The sequence below is a fragment of the Leifsonia sp. Y862 genome, assembly GCF_057669585.1.
In genome coordinates this window covers 216,719-229,206 of the sequence record NZ_JBYHFR010000003.1, presented here as the reverse complement: position 1 = coordinate 229,206, position 12,488 = coordinate 216,719, and the positions used below count along the sequence as shown (strand labels likewise).

Genomic DNA, 12,488 nt, shown 5'->3' with positions numbered 1-12,488 from the left:
ACTCGACAGCATCGTTCCATTAAGGGCGAGCGTCGAAAGTTATCCACAGGTGTTTCCACACTGGGGATAATTACACGTGTGTAATTGTCACCCGATAGGGATTTAACCCCTGATCAGAGGCGACGATTAGCGCCAGCGCGTTGTCATGAGGAATCCCACGAATGCGATTCCGAAACCGACGAGGATGTTCCACGAACCCAGTGCCGGAATCGGCAGGGTGCCCTGGCTCACGTAGAAGACGATGATCCAGATGAGGCCAAGCAGCATGAAGCCAAACATCACTGGCTTGAACCACACAGGGTTCGGGGCGTCCTCGTTCGAGCGGGCAGCCTCGTCGCGTGCGGGCTTGGTGCGGGGTTTCGTACGTGCCATGCGTGAGATTCTACCGTCATCACCCTGTGGACCAGGGTTGCCGGCATCCGTTCGTCGTGTTGAGGCCAATCGCAGCACCAATTGCCAGATTTCGGCAGACAATCCCTGATTAGACTCGGAGGATGACCGCGACCCTCCCGGATTCCCCGGCTCACGAGCCAACGACCCGGTATGGTCACCGAGCGGTAAATCGACGACCGGTCACTGTCATCGGTGTTTTGGGTGAGCTGCTGATCACGGCAGGTGTGCTGGTAATGCTGTTCCTCGTGTGGCAGCTGTGGTGGAACGACCTGGTCACTGCCCAGGCGCAGTCCAGTGCGGCCACAGACATCAGCCAGCAGTGGATAGCCGATGCCCCGCCGGCTCCCGTGCCCACAGACCCGGCGGAACCGGTCGACTATGGTGCTCCCATCGTTGCGGCCCCGCCAGAAGATGGCGAAGCGTTCGCCGTGCTCTACGTGCCGCGGTTCGGCGCTGACTACCACCGGACCATCGCCGGTGGAACGGGGACCAATGTGCTGAACAGCACTCGGCTGGGCATCGGTCACTATCCGGTGTCACAGATGCCGGGCGAGGTGGGCAACTTCGCGGTAGCCGCGCACCGCAGTGCGTACGGCGGCGGACTCCACCTGATCAACGAATTGCAGATCGGTGACGCCATCTATGTGCAGACGGCCGACGGTTATTACACGTACACCTTCAGGGACCTCGAGTACGTGCAGCCGAGCCAGATCGAGGTCATTGCCGCGGTACCCAATCAGCCGTCAGCGTCTGCGATTGACCGCATCATCACGCTGACGAGCTGCAATCCGCTGTTGTCCACTGCTGAGCGGATCATCGCCTACGGGGTATTCGACTCCTGGCAGCCGCTCTCAGCTGGGCCGCCAGCCGGACTGGCCCCGATCATCACCGCCCAGGCCAAGGAATAGGAACGCACTCATGTATGCAGCACTCTGGCGTGCGCTTCCGGGGCCGATATGGGTTCGAATCCTTATCGTGCTTATTCTGGTGGCAGCAGTTCTCTTTGTACTCGACGTCTGGGTGTTCCCATGGGTCGATGCATTCATCAACAATCAGGAAGCGACGGTGGGCGGTCAATGACTCGCATCCTTGTCATCGACAACTACGACAGCTTTGTCTACACCTTGAACGGATACCTGCTCGAGCTGGGCGCGGAGACCGAGGTGCTCCGCAACGACGCATTCGACCCTGCGGAGGCAGCAGAACGGCTCTCAGGGTTCGACGGCGTTCTGGTGTCGCCTGGACCTGGCAAGCCGTCAGAGGCCGGTGTGTCGATCGCCGTGGTTGAAGCGGCACATGCCAACGGTGTGCCATTGTTCGGCGTCTGCCTTGGCCACCAGGCCATTGCTGAGGCCTTCGGTGCCACGGTGACCAACGCCGAAGAGCTCATGCACGGCAAGACGTCCGTGATCACCCACGACGACAGCTCGTTCTACGAGGGTGTGCCGCAGCCGTTCACGGCAACCAGGTATCACTCGCTGGCCGTCGTTGACGGAACTGTTCCGAGTGAACTGATCATCACGTCGCGCACCCAGGGCGGAATCATCATGGGTCTGCGGCACGAGACCTCGCCGATCTTCGGGGTGCAGTTCCACCCGGAGTCCGTGCTCACAGAGGGCGGATACCGGATGCTGGGCAACTGGCTGGCCGTTGCCGGACTGGCGGATGCGCAGCAGAAGGCCGCGCGCCTGAGCCCCATGCTCAAACTGAGCTAGTACTGACCCTGAGCTAGTACTGACCCTGAGCTAGTACTGACCCTGAGCTAGCCTCACCCTGAGTCGCCTCAGCAACCCAGACACTCTTGTCGGGCGTCGGGCGTCGGGCGGCTTTTAGCCGGCGCAGTAGGTGAGGGTGACCTCTGAGCGCTGGGGCACATCTCCGGGGGCGAGGGACTGGTTGACGACCGGCGACCCCGCCGTCGACTCGCAGCTGTAATCCGGCTTCGGAATGGCGGTCAGCTTCAGCGACGGTGAGTTGAGAAGGTCGGTCGCGGCACTCAGCGACTGCCCGCGCAGATCGCTGAGCTTGACGAGCCCGCTGGAGGTGAAGAAGTTCACCGTGACGCCGGCGAACTCCTTCGCAGCGGCCTCAGGATCGGTGCGGATCACGACATCCTCTGGCACCGTGGCCGAGTTCTCCCTGGTGACGGACCCGGGAACCAGGCCGGCGTCCGTTATCGCTGTCTGGGCATCCGTGATGGTCTGGTTTGTGACATCGGGAACTTCGACGGGTACAGCGCCCGTCGAGACGAAGACCTTGATGACCTCGGCGGGCTGCACGATCGTGCCGGCAGACGGATCGGTGCGAATGACCTGGCCGGATGGCACGGATTCACTCGGTTCCTCCGCCTTGGTGGCGGCGAGGTCGAGGTCGAGCAGGGTGTTCTGCGCGTCGTCGTAGGTCTCGCCAGCCAGCGAGGGGATCTTGCGGGAGTTGTCTGGCAGCTCGCTCGATGGGGTCAGGCTGAAGACCCAGAACATCACGGCGATAACGATGACGATCACGCTGACGATTCCGGCCCAAATCCAAATGACAGGTGGGCGGCGTTGGGTGCGCACCATCGTCTGGTCTTCTGAGAGCTGCTTCAGCGCGAGCTCAGAACTCGACACGACGGTGGGAGGGGCGCCGAACAGTCCTGCTGCGCCGTCCTCGGCCGTGCGGTGCACCGGAATCTGGCCGGCGCCGGCGATCTCGACGTCCGTACGGAACTCGGCAGCACTCTGGTAGCGCTGGAACCTGTCCTTCGCCAGTGCGTGACCGACGACAGCGTCGAGCGCAGGGGATACCTTCGGATTGATGGAGCTTGGCTTGACCGGCTGCTCACTCACGTGCTGGTACGCGACGGCGATGGGGGTGTCGCCCCTGAACGGCGGTCGACCGGCGAGCATTTCGAACAGCACGACGCCGGTCGAATACAGGTCGGTGCGGGCATCCACTGATTCGCCCTTGGCCTGCTCAGGAGAGAAGTACGAGGCTGTGCCGAGGATGGCCGTGGTCTGGGCGACTGTGGTCGACGAGTCTGAGATGGCGCGGGCGATGCCGAAGTCCATCACCTTGACCTGGCCGGCCTTGGTGATCATGATGTTGCCCGGCTTGATGTCGCGGTGCACGACACCTGCACGGTGCGAGTACTCCAGGGCGGTCAGCACGCCATCGATGATGCGCACGGCCTCTGCCGACTCGAGCGGGCCTTCCTTGATGATGTCTTTCAGCAGGCGACCGTCGACGAACTCCATCACAATGAACGGCAACTGGGACTCGTGCCCGTTCGCGTCGGTGATGGTCTCTTCGCCGGCATCGAAAACGCGCACGATGGTGGGGTGCGCCATCCGGGCGGCGGCCTGCGCCTCCTGGCGGAACCGGGTGCGGAATGCGGGGTCCATCGCCAGCGTGGACTTGAGGAGCTTGATCGCGACTGTGCGGCCGAGGCGCGAGTCAGTGCCGACGTGTACGTCGGACATCCCCCCGCGACCGATCAGCGCGCCTACACGGTATCGACCCGCGATCAGGCGGCCATCTTCAGTCAATGCGACACTCCACTCTTACGAACTACCCGGCCAATCGTAACCCGAAGCCTCCCGCGCTGCCGCGGGAGGCTTCGGTGCACGTTGCGGCGTTACGGCGTTGTTGTTGACGTGACGACGACTGTCACGGGAAGCGCCGGCGAGAACCCAGAGGGGATCTGGCCACAGAAGTACTGGTACTTCACGGTGAAGTTGCTTGATCCGGCGGTTACGGTTGCAGTCGTCACGTCGGCCGACGTGGGATTGGGTGCCTGGACAGCAGCGCCATTGTCGGCGGAGACCTCGTACCCAGACAAGGTCTGGCCGCTCGGACACGACTGCGCAGGCCAGCTGATGCTGACAGGGTTGCCAGCGCCGATGGGGCCGGCGGTGACCAGCGTCGGCGCAGTCGATGGAGCAGTCGGCGCAACCAGATCGCCGTAGACCGTCACGGTGATCGTCTCGCCGATCTTGACAGGGCCGGTCGGGTTGACCGCGTAGACCTTGTCAACATCGTCTGGAGTGGTTGCCGCGTTGCCGGTGACGACGTTGGCGACCAGGCCGAGCTCCTGGAGCTTTGCCCTGGCGTCGCCGCTGGAGAGTCCGATGAAGTCACTCTCCGTCACGGTGACGCGTTCCGCTGCCGGTGGCGTGGTCTGCGTTGGCTTTGGCGTCTGCGTCGCGGTCTTGCTCGGCTCTGGCGGAGCAGAGCTCGACGTCGTTTCGATGGGCGCCTTGTTGTCTGACTGCTGGGAGAACAGTGCGATCAGCGTTCCGATCAGCACGATGGCCAGCAGCGCGATCAGACCGATCAACGGCCACGTCCACGGGCTGCGCTTCTTCTTCTTGGCGTCTTCGGCCGCTGCAGCCTCTGCACGGGTCATTGGAGCGCTCGTCGGCATGAGGGAGGTGGTCTGGTCATCTCCGGCACGCGGCATCAGCATGGTTGTCGCTGCCGTCGCCGAGATACCCGCGAGCACGGCAGGTACGGCCGCAGCTGCTGCTGCGACATCGCCGCGACGCAGGGCGGTGGCCGCGCGTGCCAGGTGTGCTGCAGAAGCTGGACGATCGGCCGGGTTCTTCGCGATGCACGCGAAGACCAGGTTGCGCACCGGTTCAGAGACGGTGACCGGAAGGTCGGGTGCCGTCTCGTTGATCTGGGCCATGGCGATGGCGACCTGGGACTCACCCGTGAATGGGCGACGACCGGCGAGGGCTTCGTACGCCACGATGCCGAGAGAGTAAATGTCGGTGGTCGGCGATGCCGGGTGACCGCTGGCCTGCTCAGGAGACAGGTACTGGACGGTGCCCATCACCTGGCCGGTAGCCGTCAGCGGAACCTGGTCGGCAATGCGCGCGATACCGAAGTCGGTGATCTTGACGCGGCCGTCAGGAGTGATGAGCAGGTTGCCCGGCTTGATGTCACGGTGAACGAGCCCGGCAGCGTGAGCGGCGTGCAGTGCCGCAGCCGTCTGGGCGACGATGTCGAGGACCTTGTCGGTCGGCAGCACGTGTTCGCGCTCGAGGATCGTCGACAGTGCTTCGCCAGGTACGAGTTCCATGACGAGGAAGGCGCTGCCGTCTTCTTCGCCGTAGTCGAAGACGTTCGCGATGCCCTCGTGGTTCACGAGGGCCGCGTGGCGTGCTTCGGCGCGAAAGCGCTCAAGGAACCCGGGGTCGCCGAGATACTCGTCCTTCAAGATCTTGATAGCGACCGTACGACCGATGACGAGGTCAGTGGCTTGCCACACCTCGCCCATCCCGCCGATGGCTATTCGGGACTTGAGCTCGTATCGTCCCCCGAAGGTGAGCCCTGTTGTGGGTCTCATTTATTCAGCACCGCCTCTAGTACCTGCTTTGCGATTGGTGCGGCAAGAAGGTTGCCGTACCCCGTTTGACCAAGGCCCCCGCCATTTTCCACGAGAACTGTGATCGCGTATTGCGGATCATTTGCCGGGGCAAATCCTGTGAACCACAGAGTGTACGGATCCGTAGATCCGTTCTCCGCGGTACCCGTTTTTCCAGCAACCTCGACCCCGTCTATTCTTGCATTGGTCGCAGCCCCGCTATTGACTCCATTGATCATCATTTGGGTCATGGTTGCGGCGGTTTCTGGGCTGATCACCTGCTGGAATTCCTTCGCTTCGAAGGTCTGGAGAGGGGTCAGATTCGGAGCCGTGATCGCATCGACGAGATTCGACTGCATGAGCTTCCCACCATTGGCGATCGCGGCGGAGACCATGGCCATCTGGATGGGCGTCGCCGTGACCTCGAACTGGCCGAAGGAGGACAGGGCCGTCTCAGCTTCGCTGAGTCCGCTGGGGAAGACGCTCTGTGAGACGTCGAGGGGAATCGAGTAGTTGGTGTTGAAGCCGAACTTCTCAGCCATCTCGCGAATCGCATCCTGGCCGAGTGCGAGTCCCAGCTCGGCCATTGGGATGTTGCACGACAGCTTGAGTGCCGTGGCGATCGTGACTGTATCGCCGCCACCGCAATTGCCGCCCTCTGTGTTGCGGACGAAGGTCTCCGTACCGGGGAGCTGGAAGGTGAGGGGGTTCGGGAACGTCGATTCCGGCGTGTACTGGCCCGAATCGAGCGCAGCAGCCACGACAACAAGCTTGAAGACGGATCCGGGAGGGTTCAGCTCGTTGATCGCACGGTTGATGAGCGGGCTCGTCGGATCGTCAACCAGGGCCTCGTAGGTGTTGTTCACCTCTTCGGTGTTGTGCACGGCGAGCAGGTTCGGGTCGTAGCTCGGCTTCGACACCATGGCCAGCACGCGCCCGGTCTTCGGTTCGGTCACGATCACAGCGCCGGTCTTGTCGCCGAGGGCGTCCCACGCTGCCTGCTGGGCGACGGGATCGATGGTGGTCTCCACCGCGGCACCGGCCGGCTTTTCACCGGTGACGATGGCGGTCAGCTGGTCGAAGAACTGCGAGTTCGAGGTTCCGCTCAGTTCGCTGTTCAGCGCCTGCTCCAGCCCGGTGGGCGCGCCATTGACGGGGATGAAGCCCGTGACGGGTGCGTAGAGCGGCCCGTTGCTGTAGACGCGCTGGAACTTGTAATCGTCATCGACGGGAACGGACTGGGCGACCGGCTGGCCTGCGACCAGGATGGGTCCACGCTCAACCGAGTAGCTGTCGAGCAGGGTGCGCTGGTTGCGGGCATCCGCTGACAGGTTGTCGGCCTGGAAGACCTGGATGATCGTGGTCGACGACAGCAGGGCCAGGAACATGATCAGGACAAAGATGCTGATCCGCTTGAGTTCGCGATTCATCACACCACCAGCCTTGGTTGGTTGCGCACCGTGTCTGACAGGCGCAGAAGGAGGGCCGCGATGATCCAGTTCGCCACGAGGGACGATCCGCCGGCGGCCAGGAACGGGGTGGTGAGGCCGGTGAGCGGGATGACCCTGGTGACACCGCCGATGACGATGAAGCACTGGAGGGCGACAACGAAGGAGAGGCCGACGCCGAGTAGCTTGCCGAAGTCGTCCTGGCCGGCGAAGCCGATGCGGAATCCGCGTGCGACGAACAAGATATAGAGCGCCAGGATCGCGAAGATTCCGGCCAGGCCAAGCTCTTCACCGAGGCTCGCGATGATGTAGTCGCTCTGGGGCACCGGTGTGATGTCTGGGCGCCCCTGGCCGAGACCCGTGCCGAGAAGGCCGCCCTTGGCGAGGCCGAAGATACCCTGCACGAGCTGGTAGCTGCCGCCATCCGCTCCATAGACGTCCGGATTGAAGGCGTCGAGCCAGTTCGCGAAGCGGCCATGGACGTAGTCGAGGGTCTGGCTGGCGATCAAAGCTCCGCCGATGAACAGAGCCATGCCGAGCACGACCCAGCTGACGCGGCCGGTGGCGAGGTAGAGCATGACCAGGAACAGGCCGAAGTAGAGCAGCGCTGTACCGAGGTCGCGCTGGAAGATGATGACCGACATGGAGAGCGCCCAGATCACCAGGATGGGGCCGAGGTCACGCAAGCGGGGGAAGCGCATCCCGAGGAACTTCTTGCCCACCATCGACAGGCTGTCGCGGTTGCGCACGAGGTAGCCGGCGAAGAAGATCGCCAACGCGATCTTCGCGATCTCACCGGGCTGGAATGTGGCGAAGTCGCCGATACCGACCCAGACGCGGGCCCCGCTGACCTCGCGGCCGAGGCCAGGAACGAGGGGAAGGAGAAGCAGGATCACGGCGATCAGGCCGAAGATGTACGTGTAGCGGAACAGCACCCTGTGATTGCGAATGACCACCATCACGGCGATCGCGCAGATGATCGCGATCGAACTCCAGACGATCTGGCGAACGGATGCGCTCGCCCAGCCGGACTCGTTGTTGGCAATGTCGATGCGATAGATCATGGCGATGCCGATGCCGTTCAGCACCGTCGCAATCGGCAGGATGAACGGATCGGCGTTCGGGGCGACGAAGCGCATGGCGATGTGCAGCCCGATCACCAGGACCGAGAGGCCGGCCCCGAGCAGCACGAGCTGGGTGTCGATGCGGCCCAGTGCGCCGAGCTGCACCAGGATGACCGCGCTGGCGTTGATGAGGCATGCCACGATCAGCAGAACGAGCTCGAGGTTGCGCAGCTTCTGCGGCAGGCGGATGCGGCGGATCTTGCCCGTGGCCGGTGATGCAGCCCGTGGCATGGTGTCCGGTGCGGAGTTGTTAGTCGGTTTGGGCATCACGAAGCCGTTCGACAATGACTTTGGCACCGTCGAGAGACGGCGCATTGATGGTGTTCTCGACCTGTTGGCGGTCGTACACCCGGAGGTCGTCTACGGACACGTCGGTGGTCTCGTAGACACTGGACAGCTTGATCGGACCGAGGTCCTGCTGCACGCCGCGGAAGATCGCGACCGAGTTTCCCTCAACGCCGACGAAGTAGCGGGTCTGCGTCCACTGATAACCGAGGATGCTGCCGCCGACGAGGGCGAGTACGAGGACGATGATCGCTACCAGCCAGGTGGCCTTGCGGCGCTTGACGCGGCGGGCATCCTCTTCGATGAGTTCTGAGAGGTAATCCTGCGAGTCCGGCTCGAAGTGCGACTCGCGCACCGGGTGCAGGCGGAGGGCAGGGAGGCGGAGCGGGCTCTTGCGCACGGGCTCTTCGCCGAATGCCAGCGGAGCGGCGGCCGATCCGACAATTGTCGGTGTCTCCTGACGGCCTGAGGCCGGACCGATGTCGACGACGACGATGGTGACGTTGTCAGGGGCACCGGCATCCAGGCTCTCCTTGACCAGGCGTTCTGCCACGTGCCTGGCTGACGCGCCACTGCCCAGGGCGTTCGCGATGGCTGCATTCGACACCACACCGCTCAACCCGTCGGAGCAGATCAGCCAGCGGTCACCGTCGTGTGTGGCGAGAATCGACGTGTCGATCTCCGGGGAGGACTCGACGTCGCCGAGGACGCGCATGAGCACCGATCGCCGGGGATGCACCATGGCTTCTTGTTCGGTGATGCGCCCGCTGTCGACGAGGCGCTGGACGAAGGTGTGGTCTGTGGTGATCTGCGACAGTTCGCCGTCGCGGTACAGGTAAATGCGCGAGTCGCCGATGTGGGCGATGGCGACCTGGTCGCCCTGGACGACGAGTGCACTGACGGTTGTGCCCATACCGGTGAGCTCTGAGTGCTCGAACACGGTGTCGGCGAGTTGGGAATTGGCGGCGATAAGAGCGGCCTGGAGGGCGAATTCGGCTTCAGCAGCCGACTCGTATGGGCGGTCGGCTTCGATGATGCGTTTCGTCGTGATCGCAGAGGCCACGTCGCCGCCCGCGTGCCCGCCCATGCCGTCGGCCACTACGAACAGGGAATGTCCCGCGTACCCGGAGTCCTGGTTGTTGGATCGAATCCTGCCAACGTTGGAGACGGCTGCGCTCTGACTAACTGTCGCCATGCACCTACCGCCGCAGCTCGAAGCTCGTTGCGCCGATCTTGACGGGCGTATTGAGGGGCACCGGCGTTGGAACGGCTACTCGGGCACCGGCGAGGAATGTGCCGTTTGTTGAGTCGAGGTCCTGGATCATCCACTCGCCATTCCAGAGCATGAGCCTGGCGTGGTGTGTCGACGTGTAGTCGTCGCGAATGACAAGACTCGAATCGCTGGAGCGGCCGATGGTGACGGGATCGGATCCGAGCGGGAACTCGGTTCCGGCCTTCGGGCCTGAGGTGATGACCAGGCGCGTGGCGTTCTGGCTGGTGGCCCTGCCTGGCGCGGCCGGTGAGCCGGTAGATCCCGGTGAGGTGATGGCCTCAGTGGGGAGGTCTGCCGCCGGGGCGTACGCAAACGCGGGGGCTGGCGGTGCGGCAGCGGGCGGCGGGCTGCTGGGGAACGCGGCTGCGGGGGAGGGAACCGGTGCGGCAGCGACATCCGGTTGCAGCTTGCGAACCCGCTGCCCGAAGAGGTCGCTGCGGAGGGCGTACACAATGCCGAAGATGAAGAGCCAGAGCACCAGGAGGAAGCCAAGGCGGAGAACCAGGAGGGTGAGTTCACTCACGTTCACGACGCAGGCCCCCAGAATCCACCCATGTCGTGGCGCTCGGCCGAACCGCTGTTGCGGGCTGGCGGGGTGGGGTTGGCGGATGCCGCTTGCGCGACCACCCGGAACGTTATCTGGGTTCGACCAATGCTGATGACGGACTCCGGTTCGAGGACTGCCTGCTTCACGGGAGATCCGTTCAGCTGGGAGCCGTTGGTGGAACCAAGGTCGCGTACCTGGGCGTGGGAACCATCCCAGATGATCTCAACGTGTCGGCGCGATGTGCCGGTGTCGCTGACGGTGATGTCGGCGTCGCTGCCACGACCGATGACGGTGCGTGACTTGGTCAGCGGATACCGCGTTCCGTTGATATCGACGACGGGGGTCCAGGCGATGGTGCCTGAGACACTGCTGGAGTCAATCTGGACCATGCCCTCACTGAGGCTTGGGTCTTCGACAATGGCAATGGATACAGCGCCGGCGAACTGATAGCGCTGCGTCGCCGCATGCCGCTGCACGAGCTGGGTCAGTTCGTCGACGAGGGTCGGACCGATACCGGTCATCCGCCTGTAGTCGGCCGGCGCCATGCGCACGGCAAAGCGATTAGGCGCGAGGATACGGTCGCGGGAAACGACCGCGGCTTTGGTGTCGAGCTCCCTACGCAGCGCGGATGTGATCTCTACCGGCTGCAGGCCCGACTTAAAGGTCTTGGCGAAAGCGCCGTTGACGGCGCGCTCCAAGCCCTTTTCAAAGTTATCCAGTATGCCCACAGGTCTCCCGATCCGGTCCGTTTGGCTATGAGCATGTTACTTGCCTCTGGTGTTAACTCGCCTGAGGGTCCCTCAAAGTGTGAATTGTCATCATATGGGGTGATCGTCGTGGCTTGCTGTGGCACCCATTGTCTGCCTGCTTGCCACTCTGCCGGTTCGGCGGTGAAAGCGCGGGTCTTTCTTGTCATTCACGCCGCTGGAGGGCTATCGAGCGTGGCCGCGGGCGTTTTCGAGTCTGGCTCAGTTCGCGAAGTGCATCCGGAAGGTGTTAGCATTTCCAAGTTCGCGCGAGTGGCGGAATTGGCAGACGCGCTGGCTTCAGGTGCCAGTGCTCGAAAGGGCGTGGGGGTTCAAGTCCCCCCTCGCGCACGCGAATGAATGAGCTGGGGCCAACCAGCTCAACACGAAAGGCCCCCGAGAAATCGGGGGCCTTTCGTGTTTAAGCGTTCCCGTCCGTCGACAGGCGGATCGAGTTGCGACCCCTCTTATAGAGGGGAGCGCGAGGTGTCTGGCGCGACGAGCATGCCGGCGGCGGCATCCGTTATGAAGCGGCCGGTGGTGACCCAGTCGGCCTGGTCTGGGTTTACGCTGTTGCGTTCCTCGACCTCTGCGCACACCTCGGAGATCATGTGCGCAATGAGCCGGAAACGCCCATTGATCACGTCGGCGGGAACGTGCGACAGTCGGTCAGCGACGAGGCGTGCCACGCGACGGATGCTCGGACCGAGCAATGGGTCACTCTCAAACTGCGCTGCCACTGCGGGATCGGTCAGCGTCTGGCGCAGAAATCGGGCTCGCCAGCTCGGCTGTGGAAGCCCAGCAAGCAGGTCCGTCATGGGGAGAACGATGCAGCGCACGTAGGTAAGGACGTCGCCGTCTTCTCCCACTTCATCAATCAGGGCTGAGCGGCGCGGTTCGAGCTCTGAAATCTGCCGCTGGACCATGGTCTGCAGCAGCTCGTCACGCCCGCCGAAATGGTAGGCGACGGCAGAGTGATTTGAGTTGCCCGCGGCCTCGGCGATCCTTCGACTGGATACCTGCGCTACTCCATGCTGCGCGATGAGTTGTTCTGCCGCGCGCATCAGCGCCTCTCTGGCAGGGCCGCTCGGTCTGGCCACGTTCTTCACCGATCCTCGTTCGCACGCCAGCATCTGCGGGCCTCATGCCCAGTCTACGGGCCGATTTTGGATACTAAGTCAAGTGGCGTATATTCGCTCTACCGGGCCTCCCAGAGTTGTAGCCGATTCGGCACACGCACTGGCGCGGGACCGAGTCTGTGTCGATTCCAGGCGCTCGGGCCCGTCCCTGCGCGTACGTCCGTTTCTCGTACGCGGTGTCAG

12 protein-coding genes and 1 tRNA gene are annotated in these 12,488 nt (G+C 63.4%); 4 read left to right on the top strand and 9 right to left on the bottom strand.

Annotated features, from left to right (window positions below; genetic code table 11):
- Nucleotides 1-126 precede the first annotated feature (126 nt).
- The gene (locus tag AC25Z0_RS15360; protein ID WP_488120979.1) at nt 127-372 is read right to left on the bottom strand and encodes a cell division protein CrgA; all 246 of its coding nucleotides are present in this window, start codon (nt 370-372) and stop codon (nt 127-129) included.
- A gap of 122 nt (nt 373-494) precedes the next feature.
- Here AC25Z0_RS15360 and AC25Z0_RS15355 point away from each other — a divergent pair, with 122 nt between their 5' ends.
- Genes AC25Z0_RS15355 through AC25Z0_RS15345 form a run of 3 tightly spaced genes read left to right on the top strand, consistent with a single transcriptional unit; the run spans nt 495 to nt 2,108 of the window.
- Nucleotides 495-1,301, top strand: a complete 807-nt coding sequence (locus AC25Z0_RS15355; protein ID WP_488133759.1) for a class E sortase — start codon at nt 495-497, stop codon at nt 1,299-1,301.
- 10 nt (nt 1,302-1,311) lie between these two features.
- Nucleotides 1,312-1,473 (top strand): hypothetical protein, encoded by a 162-nt coding sequence (locus tag AC25Z0_RS15350; RefSeq protein WP_488133758.1) that lies wholly within the window; start codon nt 1,312-1,314, stop codon nt 1,471-1,473.
- Nucleotides 1,470-2,108 carry an anthranilate synthase component II gene (locus tag AC25Z0_RS15345; RefSeq protein WP_488133757.1) on the top strand — a complete coding sequence of 213 codons (639 nt, stop codon included), beginning with the start codon at nt 1,470-1,472 and terminating at the stop codon, nt 2,106-2,108. Before AC25Z0_RS15350 ends, AC25Z0_RS15345 begins: the two co-directional genes overlap by 4 nt.
- Nucleotides 2,109-2,222: 114 nt before the next feature.
- Here AC25Z0_RS15345 and pknB read toward each other — a convergent pair whose 3' ends face one another.
- From pknB to AC25Z0_RS15310, 7 genes are all read right to left on the bottom strand, one after another.
- Entirely contained in the window at nt 2,223-3,920 is a 1,698-nt protein-coding gene (pknB, locus tag AC25Z0_RS15340; protein WP_488133756.1) for a Stk1 family PASTA domain-containing Ser/Thr kinase, read from the bottom strand.
- Nucleotides 3,921-4,009: 89 nt separating this feature from the next.
- Nucleotides 4,010-5,725, bottom strand: coding sequence for a protein kinase domain-containing protein (locus AC25Z0_RS15335; protein WP_488120974.1), 1,716 nt, complete (start codon nt 5,723-5,725; stop codon nt 4,010-4,012).
- A complete protein-coding gene (locus tag AC25Z0_RS15330) occupies nt 5,722-7,173 on the bottom strand; it encodes a peptidoglycan D,D-transpeptidase FtsI family protein (RefSeq protein ID WP_488133920.1) in 1,452 nt (483 codons plus the stop codon). The genes AC25Z0_RS15335 and AC25Z0_RS15330 overlap by 4 nt, the downstream gene beginning before the upstream one ends.
- On the bottom strand, nt 7,173-8,582 hold the full coding sequence (locus tag AC25Z0_RS15325; RefSeq protein WP_488120973.1) for an FtsW/RodA/SpoVE family cell cycle protein: 1,410 nt from the start codon (nt 8,580-8,582) through the stop codon (nt 7,173-7,175). The genes AC25Z0_RS15330 and AC25Z0_RS15325 overlap by 1 nt, the downstream gene beginning before the upstream one ends.
- Complete coding sequence (locus AC25Z0_RS15320; protein ID WP_488133755.1) at nt 8,566-9,795, bottom strand: PP2C family protein-serine/threonine phosphatase; 1,230 nt, start codon at nt 9,793-9,795, stop codon at nt 8,566-8,568. Before AC25Z0_RS15320 ends, AC25Z0_RS15325 begins: the two co-directional genes overlap by 17 nt.
- A gap of 4 nt (nt 9,796-9,799) precedes the next feature.
- Nucleotides 9,800-10,396 (bottom strand): FHA domain-containing protein FhaB/FipA, encoded by a 597-nt coding sequence (locus AC25Z0_RS15315; protein ID WP_488120971.1) that lies wholly within the window; start codon nt 10,394-10,396, stop codon nt 9,800-9,802.
- A 2-nt stretch (nt 10,397-10,398) separates the two neighbouring features.
- Nucleotides 10,399-11,148 carry an FHA domain-containing protein gene (locus AC25Z0_RS15310; protein ID WP_488120970.1) on the bottom strand — a complete coding sequence of 250 codons (750 nt, stop codon included), beginning with the start codon at nt 11,146-11,148 and terminating at the stop codon, nt 10,399-10,401.
- A gap of 285 nt (nt 11,149-11,433) precedes the next feature.
- Here AC25Z0_RS15310 and AC25Z0_RS15305 point away from each other — a divergent pair.
- Nucleotides 11,434-11,517, top strand: a tRNA-Leu gene (locus AC25Z0_RS15305).
- 116 nt (nt 11,518-11,633) lie between these two features.
- On the opposite strand, the gene AC25Z0_RS15300 is transcribed toward AC25Z0_RS15305, so the two are convergent.
- Nucleotides 11,634-12,275, bottom strand: a complete 642-nt coding sequence (locus AC25Z0_RS15300) for a TetR/AcrR family transcriptional regulator (RefSeq protein ID WP_488133754.1) — start codon at nt 12,273-12,275, stop codon at nt 11,634-11,636.
- Nucleotides 12,276-12,488: the final 213 nt, after the last annotated feature.

Bases quoted from the DNA above. Each gene is read 5' to 3' on its own strand.
- AC25Z0_RS15360 (WP_488120979.1), bottom strand. From the start codon at position 372: ATGGCACGTACGAAACCCCGCACCAAGCCCGCACGCGACGAGGCTGCC.
- AC25Z0_RS15355 (WP_488133759.1), top strand. From the start codon at position 495: ATGACCGCGACCCTCCCGGATTCCCCGGCTCACGAGCCAACGACCCGG.
- AC25Z0_RS15350 (WP_488133758.1), top strand. From the start codon at position 1,312: ATGTATGCAGCACTCTGGCGTGCGCTTCCGGGGCCGATATGGGTTCGA.
- AC25Z0_RS15345 (WP_488133757.1), top strand. From the start codon at position 1,470: ATGACTCGCATCCTTGTCATCGACAACTACGACAGCTTTGTCTACACC.
- AC25Z0_RS15335 (WP_488120974.1), bottom strand. From the start codon at position 5,725: ATGAGACCCACAACAGGGCTCACCTTCGGGGGACGATACGAGCTCAAG.
- AC25Z0_RS15330 (WP_488133920.1), bottom strand. From the start codon at position 7,173: ATGAATCGCGAACTCAAGCGGATCAGCATCTTTGTCCTGATCATGTTC.
- AC25Z0_RS15325 (WP_488120973.1), bottom strand. From the start codon at position 8,582: ATGCCCAAACCGACTAACAACTCCGCACCGGACACCATGCCACGGGCT.
- AC25Z0_RS15320 (WP_488133755.1), bottom strand. From the start codon at position 9,795: ATGGCGACAGTTAGTCAGAGCGCAGCCGTCTCCAACGTTGGCAGGATT.